Genomic DNA, 16,239 nt, shown 5'->3' with positions numbered 1-16,239 from the left:
GAAACCAAGGCTTTTTTGTTGGACGTAAAGACAGGGGACGCTTAAGCCGACTGCGCTTTCTTAAGTGTAGGAAAAACCTTGACCAGCTTGATTCGATTTTCTTCCAGCTCTACGATTTCCATCGGGTGGCCGGAAACATGAACACTGAGATGACTTTCAGGAATCTCTTCTAGGTGCTCTAAGATCAAACCATTGAGTGTTCGTGGCCCATCAGTAGGTAACTTCCACTTAAGTCCTTTGTTGATATCGCGAATGTTGGCACTGCCTTCGATCAAGAAACTGCCATCACCTTGCGGAGTAATTTCATCCGACAAGCTTGGCGCAATCGAAGTGGTAAACTCTCCGACAATCTCTTCGAGAATATCTTCTAGAGTCACTAGACCAATGATGTCACCGTATTCATCAACGATCAGGCCAATACGTTGTTTATTACGCTGGAACTTAAGCAGTTGAACATTAAGAGGAGTACTCTCTGGAATAAAGTACACTTCATCGGCTGCGCGCAACAGTGTCTCTTTGGTGAATTCATTTTTCTCTAACATCAGGCGATAAGACTCTCGCAGGCGCAACATCCCTACCGCTTCATCAATTTGATCGCGATACAACACCACTCGGCCATGAGGAGAGTGTGTTAACTGGCGTACAATCGATTTCCAGTCATCATTGATATCGATGCCGGTGATCTCATTACGTGGCACCATGATGTCATTAACGGTGACATGTTCAAGATCGAGAATTGAAATCAACATATCTTGGTGGCGGCGAGGGATCAAACTCCCTGCTTCGTTGACCACGGTTCTCAGTTCATCCGAACTTAAGTGGTCATCCCCGCCGTGTACGACTTTAAGACCTAATAAACGGATAAAGCCATTGGTTATCATATTGATAAACATCACTAGCGGCGACAACAGTTTCATTAAAATGGTTAGTAGAATACTGCTAGCGTATGAGACCCGCTCGGGGTAAAGCGCGGCCAGGGTTTTTGGCGTCACTTCGGCGAAGACTAAAATCACTAAGGTCAGAGTGCCTGTGGCAATCGCCACGCCAAGGTTACCATATAGACGCATACCTAAAATGGTGGCAATCGCAGAAGCGAGAATATTAACGAGGTTATTACCGATTAAGATCAGACCAATGAGTCGGTCTGGTCGGTCGAGCAGCTTCTCAACGCGCTGTGCGCCTTTGTGCCCATTATTGGCGAGATGCTTGAGACGGTAGCGGTTCAGAGCCATCATGCCTGTCTCGGAACCAGAGAAATATCCTGAAATAACAATAAGACACGCGAGTAGCGCAAATAAGATACCCGTTGATATGTCGTCCAAAGCTTATCTTTTCCTTGTTAGGTTTGGTTAATTTATGACCTAAATTGTCATTGAAGTCAATTTCAAATAGGGAACTGCGTAGTGTAAAAAGGGCACTTATGGTGCACCTTATGTCGGAACTTTATCTTTACCTGTTAACGCAAAATAATTTCACGCACAAAGCGACTGCCAAAGTAGGCCAGAGTCAGTAAGGTTGCCCCTGCGATCGTAAACCATGTCACTTTACGTCCGCGCCAGCCTTTTTGATAGTGGCCCCACAGCAGTACAGAGTAGGCAATCCAAGCAACAAAAGAGAGAATCGCTTTATGCGCTTTACCTTGGGCGAACATATCTTGCACAAAGAAAAAGCCAGTCAATAAGGTGCCAGTTAGAAGAAGGGTACCAATTAAAATGATATTAAATAGCTGACGTTCAACCATCATCAGTGGTGGTAAATTGGGGTTAATGGCTAGCGCTTTCTTGGTTTTCAGTTTGTGGTCAAGCCAAGCCAATTGAAGCGCATACAATGCACCAATGGTCAGTGTTGAGTACGAAAATAAGGCAAACGAAATATGAATCAGTAGTTTCGGGTCTTGCTCGAGATGGGTAATAAAGGTGCTCGGCAATACCGCTGCTGCGATGAGGTTAATGGCGGCAAAGCTATAAACCACAGGTAGTAAGAACCACAAACGGGTTTTGAGCATCGCGCTACTCAATACCATAGAGATAATAAAGCTTATCAACGAGGCGACGTTGAGAATACTGAGGTTTTGTCCGGCACTGCCTAATATCAGATCACTAAGTAGCCAAGCATGAAAAGCCAGCGCAAGAAAAGCACTAGCAAACACAGTTTTAACACGGATGCCTGTCTGGTGAACAAGTCCGGGAACTATGGTAGCAATCGCTAATAGATAGAGTATTGCAGCAACGATGGCGATTAGGTTATCCATTAGTCTCTATAAGCTGGTGGATTTTTAACAAATTATACCCTGCATCAACGGCTTGAGCTATGACTTATCACTTTCATTTGCGTGACATGAGATGTCAAAAGTTATCTAGGCAGTGTCAAGCTTGGTTTGGCTAAGGTATACTTGTAGTAATTTATCGCCGAAATGACACGGCGAGTCTCCCTAAACACCGTCAAGGTAAAGAGAGTAAGATGTTTGAGAATTTAACGGATCGTTTATCCAAAACGCTGAAAAACATCAGCGGAAAAGGTCGTTTGACCGAAGATAATATCAAAGAGACGTTGCGTGAAGTGCGTATGGCGCTTCTTGAAGCCGACGTGGCACTACCGGTTGTACGTGATTTCATTAAGCGCGTAAAAGAGTCAGCCGTTGGTGTGGAGGTCTCTAAATCGCTCACTCCAGGTCAAGAGTTCATTAAGATTGTTCAAAATGAACTTGAAGCCGTGATGGGTGAATCTAATGAAGCTTTGAATCTGGCTGCGCAGCCACCGGCTGTGATTTTAATGGCAGGTTTACAAGGGGCGGGTAAAACAACCTCGGTAGGTAAGCTGTCTAAATTACTGACTGAGCGAGACAAAAAGAAAGTCTTAGTTGTTTCTGCGGACGTTTACCGTCCTGCGGCGATAAAACAGCTAGAAACATTGGCATCGGATGTTGGTGTTGATTTCTTCCCCTCTTCAGCGGATCAAAAGCCGCTCGATATTGCTAATGCAGCGATTGATCATGCCAAGAAGAAATTCTACGACGTGTTGGTTGTCGATACGGCTGGTCGTTTAGCGATTGATGAGCAGATGATGGGGGAGATAAAAGATCTCCACTCGGCAATTAACCCGGTTGAAACCTTATTCGTTGTTGATGCAATGACAGGTCAAGATGCGGCGAACACGGCCAAAGCGTTTGGTGATGCACTGCCTCTAACAGGTGTGATTCTGACCAAGGTAGATGGTGATGCTCGTGGTGGTGCGGCGCTGTCTGTACGTCATATTACCGGTAAACCGATTAAATTCCTCGGTGTTGGTGAAAAAACGGACGCGTTAGAACCATTCCACCCTGATCGTGTTGCCTCGCGTATCCTTGGTATGGGTGATGTGCTGTCTTTGATTGAAGATCTGCAGCGTAATGTCGATACCGAGCAAGCTGAGAAACTAGCGAAAAAGTTCAAAGAGAAAAAAGGCTTTGATCTTGAAGACTTTCGTGAGCAGCTAGGTCAAATGCAAAACATGGGCGGCATGATGGGCATGATGGATAAGCTGCCCGGCATGAGCAACTTACCAGATAATGTTAAAGATAAAGTTGATGACAAGATGTTCCATCAAATGGAAGCGATCATTAACTCAATGACAATGAAAGAGCGTCAACGCCCAGAGCTTATCAAAGGTTCACGCAAAAAGCGTATTGCGGCAGGTTCTGGTACTCAAGTACAAGATGTAAACCGCCTGCTCAAACAGTTTACTCAGATGCAGAAAATGATGAAAAAAATGCAGAAGGGTGGCATGAAAGGTATGATGCGCAACATGCAAGGCATGATGGGTGGCATGGGCGGAATGGGTGGCGGTGGCTTCAATCCATTTGGCCGTTAAATCCAAACTGCGACAAAAATTTCAAGGTGTTAGCTACGTCACAAACTTAGAGCGATTTCTATGTTGGTGAAAAAGTAGCTAAAGACCTTGCAATGATCCGGAATAAGAGTAAAATTCCGGAGCTTTATTTTGGCACGAGCCCCAAACTATTTAGCGATAAATGGTTGTTGGGGTACTTTTATTTTTGAGAAAGCAAAGAGGACGACATGGTAACCATTCGTTTGGCACGTCACGGCGCTAAAAAGCGTCCATTTTATCAAATCGTAGTTGCGGATAGCCGCAACGCAGCAACTGGCCGTTTCATTGAGAAAGTGGGTTTCTTTAACCCAACGGCTCAAGGTCAAGAAGAAGGTCTACGTCTAGACCTAGATCGCGTTAACCATTGGGTTGGTCAAGGCGCATCTGTATCTGACCGCGTTGCTAAGCTAGTTAAAGACGCTCAAAAAGCGGCTTAATTCTTGATAAAGAAGAAATTAGCTTATGTCGATGAAAGGTAATGAAACAATGAGCGAAGACAAGATTGTTGTGGGTAAGTTCGGTGCTTCTTACGGCATTCGTGGTTGGCTTAAAGTTTTGTCCTATACAGACGATGCTGAAAGCATATTTGATTACACCCCTTGGTACATTAATCAAGGTGGAAAGTGGGTTGAGTACAAAGCTGAAAGTTGGAAGCGCCATAACAAAGGTTTGGTGGTAAAACTTGAAGGTCTGGAAGTGCGTGAAGATGCACAAATCCTGACAAATTTTGAAATTTCAATTGACCCTGCGGTTTTACCAGAATTGCCATCAGATGAATTCTATTGGCGTGATTTGATTGGAATGCAAGTCGTGACTGATAAAGGTTATGACCTCGGCATTGTCTCTGACATGCTTGAGACAGGTTCCAACGATGTTTTGGTAATTAAAGCAAATCTTAAAGATGCTTTCGGGCAAAAGGAACGACTAATCCCGTTCCTTGAAGAGCAAGTGATCAAAAACATTGATCGTGAAGCTCAACGGATCGAAGTTGACTGGGATCCTGGATTTTAACTCCAAGTAACGGAGCGATTGAACAATGTGGGTTGGCATAATTAGCCTATTTCCAGAAATGTTCCGCAGCGTTACTGATTTTGGAGTAACAGGCCAAGCGGTTAAAAAAGGTCTTTTGTCGATTAAGACTTGGAATCCTCGTGATTTCACGCACGACAAACATCGCACTGTTGATGATAGACCTTACGGTGGTGGTCCTGGTATGTTGATGATGGTTCAGCCTTTGCGCGACGCTATTCATACTGCCAAGCAAGCAGCACCGGGAAAGACGAAAGTCATCTACCTTTCTCCTCAAGGTCGTAAACTCGACCAGCAAGGAGTTGAAGAGTTGGCAACCAATGAGAACTTGCTTCTTATTTGCGGCCGCTATGAAGGGGTAGATGAGCGTATCATCCAATCTGAAGTTGACGAAGAATGGTCAATTGGTGATTTTGTGATGACGGGTGGTGAAATACCAGCCATGACGTTGATAGATTCTGTTTCGCGGTTTGTTCCGGGAGTGCTAGGAGATTTCGCGTCAGCAGAAGAAGACTCTTTTGCCAATGGTTTGTTAGATTGCCCTCACTATACGCGCCCTGAGGTATTAGACGGTCGAGAAGTACCTGCGGTACTTAAGTCTGGTAACCACAAGGATATTCGTCTCTGGCGACTTAAACAATCGTTAGGCCGAACTTGGCTGAGAAGACCAGAACTCCTGGAAAACCTAGCTCTGACTGACGAACAGGAACAATTACTGGCCGAATTTATCAAAGCGCATCGCAGTGGTGAAAAGTAAGCAGTAACCTATTTAATTTAGTATCAGTTTATTCTAGGAATTTATAAAATGAGTAACATCATCAAGGCTCTTGAAGAAGAGCAAATGAAATCAGGCCTACCTAAATTTGCACCAGGTGACACTGTTGTCGTTCAAGTTAAGGTAAAAGAAGGTGAACGTGAGCGTCTACAGGCTTTTGAAGGCGTTGTAATCGCAATCCGTAACCGTGGCCTACACTCTGCTTTCACTGTACGTAAGATCTCTAACGGTGAAGGTGTTGAGCGTACGTTCCAAACACACTCTCCAATTGTTGATAGCATCGAAGTTAAACGCCGTGGTGCAGTACGTCGTGCCAAGTTGTACTACCTACGTGAGCGTTCTGGTAAGTCAGCTCGTATTAAAGAGAAACTTGCTAAGAAGTAATGCTATAACTAGCGTTCTCATAGTATTAGCGGAGGCCTTAGGTCTCCGCTTTTTTATTTGAGGCTTTTGGTTTGCTCTTTTAATCGACTAAAGACGTTTTGCTTCTTTAGTATTGGTCTTCTGACCAGCCATCCGAGTCTGACATGTCTGGCGCTCCGGCAATGGTCTTTTCCTCATCGGCCCACTCGCCAAAATCGATCATTTGGCACTGTTTGCTGCAAAAAGGACGATATGGACTTTGCTCGCCCCATTTGACGTCAGTGCCACATTGTGGGCATTTTACAATGGTTATTTTTGACATGGTTACTCTCTTACAAGGAAAGGGATAGATTGACTCGATACCGCGGCAAGTGCTTGAGTGTATGGCTAGCTACACACGGCCAACTGAAACTCAACATTGGCAACCGATGCTTGCCCTGAGCCAAACTCAATAAATTTAATCGCAAAACGGTTTTTATGACCTGAAATCATAGGGTATACGCCATATTGCATTGGAATTTCTAAGCGTAGAATGTTCGCGTCTTCCGCATCACTTTGGAAAAATCCTGACTGAGCTTGAATCGAACGGAAGTGGCCTGTTTCGCGAGTTAGCTTTAGCCATAAAGTTAATGCATTGGTTAAGGGGCTTAATGAGCTAAGCCACTTTTGAGCATCGGCTTTTTTCTTATCCGGTGGCAGATGAAGCCAATGGTGTAACGCTGGCAAGTCAAAACAGCAAGAACCGCCGGGTAAGTTGAAACGCTGACGGATCGCACCTAAGAAGCGATCTTCTTTAAAACTTTGGCCAAAACGCTCTGCTGCCATCAAATCGCTATGTACTTTATCGACTTCACTCAAAATCGCGCTCAGCATCTCTTGATCAACACCGTCAACATTCAACCAGGCGCGATACGCGAGGCGCTGTTTTTCGATATCTTTGGCCAATTCACTTTTGAGCTGGATCTGTTCGAAGATTTCGAGCAGATCAAACAGTGAGCGATAGAAAATTAAATGCTGCATATCATCACCAAATTGAGCCGCAATATTTAGTTGATTGAGCAGGGCTTCTACTCTCAAGTAAATACGCGTTTTCTCATTAAGTGGATGTTCGAAGTGATGCGTGGTCATTAATATGCAGCTCTGAATGATTCAGTCTTTATTCTCACAGATTTTCCCTACTCATTTCTAGGAACTTTTGATGTAATTCTGTGATTTGAGGCAAAAGTTTTTGGTTTGCTGTACTATTTTTAATCACATAGTCGGCAATTGCCAACCTTTGCTCTCGTGATGCCTGTGACGCAAGAATCGATTTGGCTTGTTCACGACTGACCTTGTCGCGCGCCATTGTGCGTTCAATTTGTATTTCTGGCTCGACATCCACCACCAAAACCTTGTCGGCAAGTGCTTGTAAATTATTTTCGACCATCAGCGGAATAACTAATAACGCGTAGGGGGTTTGGACTTGCTTTAATTGCTGTAACATCTGGCGACGAATCATCGGGTGCAGTAACTGGTTCAACCAATGTTTCTCATTTGGTTGAGTAAAGATCAGCTCGCGCAACTGTGTGCGATCAAGTGTTCCTTGAGCCGTTAAAATCGATGCTCCAAAGTGTTTGATAATCGCGGCTAATCCTTCACTGCCAGGCTCGACAACCTCTCGGGCGATCACATCAGCATCAACAATCTCAACGCCAAACTGTTGGTGAAATAGGTTGGCCACTGTGGTCTTTCCGCTCGCAATGCCGCCTGTTAAGCCAATCACAATCGCCATGTTACATCCCCAAGAATTGGTTGAAATACCAAGCCATAATCGACTCGCCCCACATCATGCTTATCCAGCCGGCAATCGCTAGGTAGGGACCGAAAGGAAAAGCTTTATCGATACCTTGCTGCTTGAGGCGTAACTGAATTAAACCAAAGATTAATCCGACTAAAGAGGAGAGTAAAATGATCAGCGGGAGATGCTGCCAGCCAAGCCAGGCCCCAAGCGCTGCGAGCAGTTTAAAGTCGCCATAACCCATGCCTTCTTTTCCGGTGAGTAGTTTAAATAACCAATAAACCGACCAGAGCGATAAATAACCCGCCATCGCCCCAATGACCGAGTCTTGTAAAGAGAGCGGGCTGATATTAAGCAGCGCTAAGGCAATACCCGCCCACATTAAGGGTAAAGTGAGCTGATCGGGGAGCAGCATGGTATCGAGATCGATAAAGGTCGCGGCGATCAGAGTAAGAGTGAAAAACAATAAAGCGACGGAAAAATAGCTGAACCCTTGTTGGTAGGCAATGGCCAAACAGAGCGCCGCACTCAGCAGTTCAACCAGAGGGTAGCGGATACTAATCGATCCAGAGCAGTGACGACATCGCCCTTTCAGGCGTAACCAACTAAATAACGGAATATTATCTTTTATTGCCACAGAGTGCTGACATTTGGGGCAACGTGAGCGCGGCACACTAAGGTTAAACTCTCCTTGTGGTGGCTCGATATGATATTCGGCAAAGCTTTCTGCGCACTCTTGTCGCCACTCTCTTTCCATTATCAAAGGTAAGCGGTGAATAACAACATTCAAAAAGCTGCCAATGATCAGACCGAATACACTTGCGAGGGCAGCAAACAGCCAAGGGTAATAGTTAAATAGTTCCATTTATCTTAGGTACGCAGGAAAAGTGTAAGCTCAATATACTATCCTAAGACATTCATTAAATTAAAGATAGGTAAGTAAAGCGCAACCACTAGACTGCCGACAATTGTGCCGAGTAACAAGACCATTAAGGGTTCGAGCGATTTCTCGAGGTTTTCAATTTGATTGTCGATTTCCAATTGGTAAATATCTGCCACTTTTCTCAGCATGTCATCAAGTTGGCCTGACTCTTCACCCACCATGATCATTTGGACCATTAACGCGGGGAAAGCGCCTCTTTCACGCAGCGCAATGTAGATCGGCATGCCCGCTAAAGTTTGTTCAAACACTTGCTGTATCGCCTTTTGATAATAGAGATTAGGCGTGGTTTTTATCGCGCTCGCTAAACCGTGATGTATCGCTACGCCTGCACTAACGCTAGTTGATAGAGAGCGACAAAATTTACTCAAGGCCGATTTCTCAATCGCACTGCCAATTACCGGTAGCTTTAAAACCCAACAGCTGAGGCGCAACTGCATTATTGGCGAGACCGAAACTAGCTTACGACAGCCCCAGATAACAGCGCCAATCGATAGCAGCAGATAGCCAGTGTAATTTTGGATGAATCTTGACACCTTGAGTACCTGTTGAGTGAACCATGGAAGTTGAGCGCCAAGACCTGCAAACATAGCTTCAAATTGTGGGACCACGAAGGCCAACATCAAATAACTGACTATGATGGCAGTAGCGAGAACCAAAGTGGGATAGATCAAGGCGGTTTTAAGTTTTGCTTTTAAGCGCTGACTTTTTTCACGATAAGTCGCCAAGCGCTCAATGACGTCGCTGAGTCGACCGCTTTGTTCGCCGACTTTGACCAGGTCGCGATAGAAGTCATCAAACAGGACGCTTGTTTGCCCCATCGCCTGTGAAATCGGTGTACCAGATTCGACAATAGCGCTCATGCGCGTTATCAGCAGTCTCATTTCGGCTTTACGTTGGTTGTGGTTAATCAGTTTGAGCGCATGCACTAGCGTCACGCCACTGGCTAACATAGTCGCTAATTGGCGTGTCATGACAGTGATGTCTTGTGGGCGAGCTTTATGTTGCCAACGAGATAGTAATGAACAACTGCGCCGTTTGAGGCTCAGCAAGGTGATCGAGTTGTTTTTTAAGTGGTGGCGAATATCGCTCTCGTGATTGGCGAGCATTGTTCCGCAGCAACGTTTGCCAGTGGCATTGATGCCTTTCCAGTGATAATGACTTAATGGCGTGTGCGAGTGTAACATCATCATTAAGCGCTAAAAGTAGAGTACGCGTTGTAATTCATCAATACTGGTAACCCCTGCGCGCACTTTTTCGATCCCAGATTGGATTAAACTCTGCATACCATTTTCTATCGCAATCGCTTGAAATTGCTCGGCTGTGGCTTGATTTGAAATCGCTTCAATAAGCTCGGCATTGATTGGTAACAGCTCGTAGATGCCAACTCGGCCGAGATAGCCATTGTGACAGTGCGTGCAACCTGCTGGGTTGGCGATGAACATACTCGAGTTCGGCGCGAGATTAAACTGTTCAGCGACAGGAGTTGGAGTCGCGATACTTTGTTTGCAGTGTCGACACAGTTTCCTGACTAGGCGCTGTGCGATAAGTAAAGAGAGCGAAGAGGCCATATTAAAGTGATTGACCCCCATATTAGCCAAGCGAGTAATGGTTCCTACCGCCGAATTGGTGTGCAAGGTAGAAAGCACCAAGTGGCCGGTTTGAGCGGCTTTAATCGCAATCTCTGCTGTCTCAAGGTCTCGGATTTCGCCGAGCATGATGATGTCTGGATCTTGGCGTAGAAACGCGCGTAACGTTTGGCTAAAATCGAGGCCAATTTCAGGGTGAATGTGTACTTGGTTGATGCCGGGAAGATTAATTTCGACCGGATCCTCTGCCGTAGAGATATTAACATGCTGTGAGTTCAAGTGATTGAGCGCCGCATAAAGCGAGACGGTTTTACCACTGCCGGTGGGGCCGGTCAGCAGTATCATCCCTTGAGGTTTTTCCAGCGCTGTTAGGTAGATATTTTGCTGCTCAGGGTTAAAACCTAAAGCATCGATAGTGAGTGCAATGGCGCGATTATCGAGAATACGCAGAACGATTTTTTCTCCCCACAATGTCGGTAAGGTGGATACACGCATATCCACTGCGACCGTGTCATTTAAACGCAGCTTGATTCGGCCATCTTGCGGTAAGCGGCGCTCGGCAATATCAAGTTTGGCCAATATTTTCAATCTGGCGGCTAAACGGCGACTGAGTTGATGTGAAGGTTGCTGAGCGGAAATTAATAGACCGTCACAACGTAAACGTACTCGATACGATTGTTCGTATGGTTCAAAGTGAATGTCAGAGGCGTGGCGAGAGACGGCATCCAATAAGATCTGTTGAATGTAACGACTGACGGGAGCTTTATCATCAATAAGGTCATCTTGCTCACGCTGTTCATCGGCGCTCAAGGTGACTAATTGAGTGAGTTGATGGTCATTGATAGCAGGGCTGCCAGTCAGAGTTGAGCGCGCTGAATTATGCTGTGATAGCCGTTCTATGGCGTTAAGCAGTGCACTGTATTCGGTAATCACCAATTCAATCACGAGACCAGTAGCAAAATGAAACTCATTTTCTATCTCGTATTGGCAAGGGTCAGCGACGGCCAGTTGTAATGTTTGCAGTTCAAGGCGAACAGGAACGGCTTGGAAACGATCGATTAATGGCATTAGGTCGAACTGAAGGCAGAGCGCTTGATAATCAAACTCGGTGAGTTGAATCAGCGGCAGAGCAAGGTGTTCGGCCAGCTGTTTAGCTAACTCAGTGTCACTGATAAAGCCATCTTCAATAAGGGCGGTGATCGGATGCTGGCCAAGTTCGTCGATGCTTGCTTGGGCGCGTTGTTGCTGCTGTTTGCTTACGAGTTGCAATTGAACGAGGAGGCTGAGTAATTCGCTTTGCATCAAGAGCACCCGGCGAGAGAGACACTACTGGATGCGCTGCAGCGCCAGGCTCCATTGGCATCACGTTTTAAAGTTATGCTTTGACCCGAGCCTGACCCTTGGGTTATCGCGACCACTAAATCATTGGTGGCGTTGTCAGTGGCTAATGGCGCGGATTCAGAGCTAATGGTCCCAATCGCAAAGGTTTGTGAGATAGCAGGAAAGCGCCCTTCTACAGCAATGGCATCTTCAACAATCACTTTGTATGCACTCGCGGAGGCAAGGGCGGTACTTAATGCCGCCTTCTTTACGTAGCTTTGGTAATGAGGAATTGCTACGGCGGACAGCAGGCTGATTACTGCAACGACAATCATGAGTTCAATCAGTGTGAAACCGAGGGTATGGCGCTGGCGTTGTGGGTGCATAGTCTCTTCGAACGGTTTGAATGGTACTAGAGAGACTAGTGGTCGCGAGTGTTAGCGTGGAGACGAATTGTGTGAAAGTTAGATCTGATTAGGTGGAGTTAATCGTACGTCACTGTGATGGTTCAATAAAATATGAACTGGATCTGAGTTTCTCACCTTCTCACCTTAGAAACAATAACGGAGGCGCACAGCCTCCGTTAGTTAAATCGCTCAGTGATGGTTACTTAAAGCGCATTGAAAGATCCATTGCTTTAAGGTGTTTGGTTAGTGCGCCGACGGAAATATAATCTACGCCAGTTTCTGCGAACTCTCGAATCGTTTCGAGCGTGACATTACCTGAGTTTTCTAACGCCGCGCGACCAGCGTTAATTTTGACGGCTTCACGCATCATCTCGGTGGTGAAGTTATCTAACATGATGATATCAGCGCCTGCGTCAATGGCCTCTTGTAGCTCTTGCAAGCTTTCGGTTTCTACTTCGACCGGTTTACCAGGGTTGAGCTCTTTCGCTGTTTTAATGGTCTGAGTAATGCCGCCGTTGGCAATGATATGGTTCTCTTTGATCAGATACGCATCGAAAACGCCAATGCGGTGATTAAAACCACCCCCACAAGCCACGGCGTATTTGAGTGCGCTGCGCAGCCCGGGAATGGTTTTACGCGTATCGAGTAGGCGACAACCAGTGCCTTGAATTTGAGCAGCGTACTGGGCAACGACAGTAGCACAACCTGACAGCGTTTGGATGAAGTTCATCGCGTTACGTTCACCGGTTAATAGAGCACGTGCAGGACCCGAAAGAGTGCACAACACTTGGTTTGGTGTAACGTGGTCTCCATCGTTGACATGCCAATCGATGTTGACTTCGCCACCAAGCTGCTTGAATACTTCATCGGCCCAGGCTTTGCCGCAGAACACGCCGTGCTCTCGGGTGATGATGGTGGCTTCATTGTGCGCATTGGCAGGGATTAGACTTGCAGTGATATCAGCAGATGGGTCGAGCGTGCCACCCAGATCTTCTTTGATGGTGTCAGCCACGGCTCGGCTGATCTCAAGAGGCAGTTGCTGTTTCAAATATTCGAGACGTTGTTGGCTATTATGTGTGTTTTTCATCGCAAATCTAATACGCAGTTGAACAAGAGGTGGGCATGATACGCTGACTGAGTGCGAAATTCAGCCATTAATCTCGCATTTCATGGTCAAAGGGATAAAATCATAACAAGACGAAAACAGTGAGCCTTAAAATGATAGATGACAACGGTTGGTATTGCGCTGCGCGACACGTTCCTTCGCCCTTTTTTGATCAAAGGCCGCCAGGACAAGATGTCTCTTTGCTGGTGGTGCACAATATTAGCTTGCCGCCCGGTCAATTTGGCGGGCCTTATATCGAACAGTTTTTTACCGGTCGGCTTAACCCTGATACGCATCCATTCTTTGCTGTCATTCATAAGATGGGCGTGTCGGCGCACTGCCTGATTCGACGTGATGGGGAGGTGGTACAGTTTGTCTCTTTTGCTGAGCGAGCTTGGCATGCGGGACATTCCAGCTTTGCTGGACGTGATAAGTGCAATGATTACTCGATTGGCATTGAACTTGAAGGAAGCGACTATGTGGTTTATAGCGATGCACAATACGCTGCGCTAACCGCGTTGACTCGGTCGATACAAAGTCGCTATCCGAAGATCACCATCCCGCGAATTACAGGCCACCAATATATTGCGCCGCTGCGTAAAACTGACCCAGGGTTGGTGTTTGATTGGGCCAAATATAGGCGTGCGCTGCTCGCTGCGGGCTAAAGCGTCTCTTGGTACTCAAGTAAGATCTGTTCAACCCAGTTGGCGATGCGCTCATCACTCAGTTCATATTGGGAGTCTTCATCGAGAGCTAAGCCAACAAACTGGCTAGCATCCTCAGTGAGAGCTTTGGAGGCCTCAAACTGATAGTTTTCATCATTGGGCCAGTAACCGATGATGTTAGCTCCGGTCTTCTTCAGTTCGTCGTGGAGTAACCCCATCGCATCCAGATACCATTCGCCATAACCTTCTTGATCGCCTAAACCGAACAGTGCGACGGTTTTGCCATTTAGCGCTACGCCATCGATTTGATCCCATATTTCATTCCAATCTTCTTGGATTTCACCAAAGTCCCAAGTCGAAATACCCAAGATAAGAAAATCGTAATCTGCCATCAAAGCGAGTGGCGACTCTTTAACGTTGTGAATATCAACAAGGTCTTCACCAAGAATAGCGCGGATTTTTTCTGCTGCCATTTCGGTATAACAAGTGGTTGAGCCGTAAAACAGACCGATCTTCATAATATGCTTTTATCTATTGCAAAATGGATGATGGATTCTAACCACAAAATGACCAGTTTTGCAGTCAATATCCGACTCAAAGACGATTTTTTATAGCATTATTCGCTTGTGCCCCTTACATTTGAGCGCAGAACAAAAATAAGAGGTTAGCTGTGTCAGAACAAATGTCACCCGATCAAGGGGTTGTTGAGCTGTTTTTAGATGCGATGTGGATGGAGCGAGGATTATCTGAAAATACACTTTCATCTTACCGCAATGATCTGTTTAAACTATTACAGTGGATGACGGCCAACAATTATCGACTCGACTTTATCAGCTTATCTGGCCTGCAAGAGTATCAATCCTGGCTGGCAGACCAACAATACAAGCAGACTTCTCGTGCGCGGATGTTGTCGGCTATCCGGCGACTGTTCCAATATTTGCACCGAGAAAAAGTCCGCGCGGATGATCCGAGTGCGCTGCTGGTTAGCCCTAAATTACCCAAACGTTTACCGAAAGATCTTAGTGAAGAGCAAGTGGAAGCACTGCTTGATGCTCCGGATCCGAATGATGCGATAGAGTTACGGGATAAAGCGATGTTAGAACTGCTTTATGCGACGGGTCTACGTGTGACTGAATTAGTCAGTTTAACGATGGAAAATATTAGTCTGCGTCAAGGAGTTGTGCGCGTAACGGGTAAAGGCGGTAAAGAACGTTTAGTGCCGATGGGCGAAAATGCGGTTGATTGGATTGAAACTTTTCTCCAACAAGGTAGGTCTGAGTTACTTGGGGATAATACTTCTGATGTGGTTTTTCCCAGTAAACGTGCGCGGCAAATGACTCGCCAGACATTCTGGCACCGTATAAAGCGCTATGCCGTATTGGCAGGGATTGAGACGGAATTACTTTCTCCCCATGTCTTGCGCCATGCCTTCGCGACCCACTTGCTTAACTATGGTGCGGATCTTCGTGTGGTGCAGATGTTACTGGGGCATAGTGACTTGTCGACCACACAAATTTATACTCATGTAGCAACAGAGCGTCTGAAGCAGCTACACAGTGAACACCACCCAAGAGCGTAATCGCTTTTGGCTCAACCAATTGAATTTAAGGTGACTTGAATGAGCGTATTACGCCGAATGACTCTACTGACTTTACCTTTGCTGTTAGCGGCGCAAACCGTATCGGCCAATGAGGTTAAGTTTGACAAAGCGCAGCTAGAGGCACGTTTTGCTAAGCTGGGTTTAGAAGTGAAAGATATTACTGCCGCGGATATTGATGGCCTAATCGAAGTGAACACCAGTGGTGGGGTATTGTTTGCGTCACCAAACGGAGATTATTTCTTAGCGGGAACCTTGTACCAGTTGGATGAAAGCGGCCAATATCAAGATGTGCTGGCTAAGCGCCAAGCACCGATTAACGCGGCAAAAATCGCTGCGTTTAAAGACAGCATGATTGAATTTAAAGCCGACGATGAGCAATACGTCGTGACAGTCTTTACCGATGTTACGTGTGGCTACTGCGTGAAACTTCACAGTCAGATGCAAGGCTACAATGATCTCGGTATTACGGTGCGTTATATGGCTTTTCCTCGTCAAGGTGCAACAGGCATGGCGGCTGATCAAATGGCGGCAGTATGGGGCGCGGAAGATCCGCAAGCGGCCATGCATGACGGTAAAGTGAATCGTCAATTCCCTAAAACGGGTGACGATTTCGCTAAGTTCCAACAGATCATCAAACAACACTACTCGCTAGGCCGTGAGCTTGGTATCAGCGGTACTCCTGCGATTTTCTTGCCAAATGGTGAGATGATTGGTGGTTACCTACCGCCAGAACAGCTTGTTCAGCGCCTTAAGCAAATTTAATTAATTTAACGAAGAGCCTCATTTGAGGCTCTGATGCCCC

Annotated in this window: 19 protein-coding genes; 8 read left to right on the top strand and 11 right to left on the bottom strand. The window is 46.1% G+C overall.

Translation table 11 applies throughout. The features are described from left to right. Positions 1-41: 41 nt before the first annotated feature. Both CDZ87_RS05340 and CDZ87_RS05335 read right to left on the bottom strand, forming a co-directional pair. On the bottom strand, positions 42-1,322 hold the full coding sequence (locus tag CDZ87_RS05340) for an HlyC/CorC family transporter (protein ID WP_100752517.1): 1,281 nt from the start codon (positions 1,320-1,322) through the stop codon (positions 42-44). Positions 1,323-1,456: 134 nt separating this feature from the next. After that, entirely contained in the window at positions 1,457-2,251 is a 795-nt protein-coding gene (locus tag CDZ87_RS05335; RefSeq protein WP_100752516.1) for a cytochrome C assembly family protein, read from the bottom strand. 209 nt (positions 2,252-2,460) lie between these two features. Between CDZ87_RS05335 and ffh the strand changes: the two genes are divergently transcribed. The 5 genes from ffh to rplS all read left to right on the top strand — a co-directional run bounded on the left by ffh (position 2,461) and on the right by rplS (position 6,055). Next, entirely contained in the window at positions 2,461-3,849 is a 1,389-nt protein-coding gene (gene ffh, locus CDZ87_RS05330) for a signal recognition particle protein (protein WP_038173821.1), read from the top strand. 206 nt (positions 3,850-4,055) lie between these two features. After that, positions 4,056-4,304, top strand: a complete 249-nt coding sequence (rpsP, locus tag CDZ87_RS05325; protein ID WP_004742593.1) for a 30S ribosomal protein S16 — start codon at positions 4,056-4,058, stop codon at positions 4,302-4,304. Between the two features lie 25 nt (positions 4,305-4,329). Then, the gene (gene rimM / locus CDZ87_RS05320; RefSeq protein ID WP_038173822.1) at positions 4,330-4,878 is read left to right on the top strand and encodes a ribosome maturation factor RimM; all 549 of its coding nucleotides are present in this window, start codon (positions 4,330-4,332) and stop codon (positions 4,876-4,878) included. 25 nt (positions 4,879-4,903) lie between these two features. Then, positions 4,904-5,653, top strand: coding sequence for a tRNA (guanosine(37)-N1)-methyltransferase TrmD (gene trmD, locus CDZ87_RS05315; protein WP_100752515.1), 750 nt, complete (start codon positions 4,904-4,906; stop codon positions 5,651-5,653). 48 nt (positions 5,654-5,701) lie between these two features. After that, on the top strand, positions 5,702-6,055 hold the full coding sequence (gene rplS / locus CDZ87_RS05310; RefSeq protein ID WP_038173824.1) for a 50S ribosomal protein L19: 354 nt from the start codon (positions 5,702-5,704) through the stop codon (positions 6,053-6,055). Between the two features lie 106 nt (positions 6,056-6,161). On the opposite strand, the gene yacG is transcribed toward rplS, so the two are convergent. The 8 genes from yacG to nadC form a co-directional block, all read right to left on the bottom strand. Continuing rightward, the gene (gene yacG, locus CDZ87_RS05305; RefSeq protein ID WP_100752514.1) at positions 6,162-6,356 is read right to left on the bottom strand and encodes a DNA gyrase inhibitor YacG; all 195 of its coding nucleotides are present in this window, start codon (positions 6,354-6,356) and stop codon (positions 6,162-6,164) included. Positions 6,357-6,421: 65 nt separating this feature from the next. Beyond that, positions 6,422-7,162 (bottom strand): cell division protein ZapD, encoded by a 741-nt coding sequence (gene zapD / locus CDZ87_RS05300; RefSeq protein ID WP_100752513.1) that lies wholly within the window; start codon positions 7,160-7,162, stop codon positions 6,422-6,424. Between the two features lie 34 nt (positions 7,163-7,196). Then, on the bottom strand, positions 7,197-7,805 hold the full coding sequence (coaE, locus tag CDZ87_RS05295) for a dephospho-CoA kinase (protein WP_100752512.1): 609 nt from the start codon (positions 7,803-7,805) through the stop codon (positions 7,197-7,199). A 1-nt stretch (position 7,806) separates the two neighbouring features. Next, positions 7,807-8,676 carry a prepilin peptidase gene (locus tag CDZ87_RS05290; RefSeq protein WP_100752511.1) on the bottom strand — a complete coding sequence of 290 codons (870 nt, stop codon included), beginning with the start codon at positions 8,674-8,676 and terminating at the stop codon, positions 7,807-7,809. A 38-nt stretch (positions 8,677-8,714) separates the two neighbouring features. Continuing rightward, the gene (locus CDZ87_RS05285; RefSeq protein WP_100752569.1) at positions 8,715-9,941 is read right to left on the bottom strand and encodes a type II secretion system F family protein; all 1,227 of its coding nucleotides are present in this window, start codon (positions 9,939-9,941) and stop codon (positions 8,715-8,717) included. Positions 9,942-9,950: 9 nt separating this feature from the next. Continuing rightward, the gene (pilB, locus tag CDZ87_RS05280) at positions 9,951-11,642 is read right to left on the bottom strand and encodes a type IV-A pilus assembly ATPase PilB (protein WP_100752510.1); all 1,692 of its coding nucleotides are present in this window, start codon (positions 11,640-11,642) and stop codon (positions 9,951-9,953) included. Further along, positions 11,642-12,046, bottom strand: a complete 405-nt coding sequence (locus CDZ87_RS05275) for a pilin (protein WP_100752509.1) — start codon at positions 12,044-12,046, stop codon at positions 11,642-11,644. The genes pilB and CDZ87_RS05275 overlap by 1 nt, the downstream gene beginning before the upstream one ends. 220 nt (positions 12,047-12,266) lie before the next feature. Further along, positions 12,267-13,154, bottom strand: a complete 888-nt coding sequence (gene nadC / locus CDZ87_RS05270) for a carboxylating nicotinate-nucleotide diphosphorylase (RefSeq protein WP_100752508.1) — start codon at positions 13,152-13,154, stop codon at positions 12,267-12,269. Between the two features lie 131 nt (positions 13,155-13,285). Here nadC and ampD point away from each other — a divergent pair, with 131 nt between their 5' ends. After that, positions 13,286-13,837: a 1,6-anhydro-N-acetylmuramyl-L-alanine amidase AmpD gene (gene ampD / locus CDZ87_RS05265; RefSeq protein ID WP_100752507.1), complete on the top strand. Its 552-nt coding sequence runs from the start codon at positions 13,286-13,288 to the stop codon at positions 13,835-13,837. On the opposite strand, the gene fldB is transcribed toward ampD, so the two are convergent. Next, positions 13,834-14,355, bottom strand: a complete 522-nt coding sequence (fldB, locus tag CDZ87_RS05260; RefSeq protein WP_100752506.1) for a flavodoxin FldB — start codon at positions 14,353-14,355, stop codon at positions 13,834-13,836. The two genes, ampD and fldB, sit on opposite strands and share 4 nt — an antisense overlap. Before the next feature lie 164 nt (positions 14,356-14,519). Between fldB and xerD the strand changes: the two genes are divergently transcribed. Both xerD and CDZ87_RS05250 read left to right on the top strand, forming a co-directional pair. Continuing rightward, positions 14,520-15,416, top strand: a complete 897-nt coding sequence (gene xerD, locus CDZ87_RS05255) for a site-specific tyrosine recombinase XerD (RefSeq protein WP_100752568.1) — start codon at positions 14,520-14,522, stop codon at positions 15,414-15,416. A 39-nt stretch (positions 15,417-15,455) separates the two neighbouring features. Further along, positions 15,456-16,199, top strand: a complete 744-nt coding sequence (locus CDZ87_RS05250; RefSeq protein WP_100752505.1) for a thioredoxin fold domain-containing protein — start codon at positions 15,456-15,458, stop codon at positions 16,197-16,199. The last annotated feature ends 40 nt before the right edge of the window (positions 16,200-16,239 follow it).

It is taken from the genome of Vibrio salilacus, from assembly GCF_002811245.1.
In the GTDB taxonomy this organism is placed as follows: domain Bacteria; phylum Pseudomonadota; class Gammaproteobacteria; order Enterobacterales; family Vibrionaceae; genus Vibrio; species Vibrio salilacus.
Note: the sequence above shows the minus strand (reverse complement) of the source record. Positions and strands in the feature narration are given on the sequence as shown.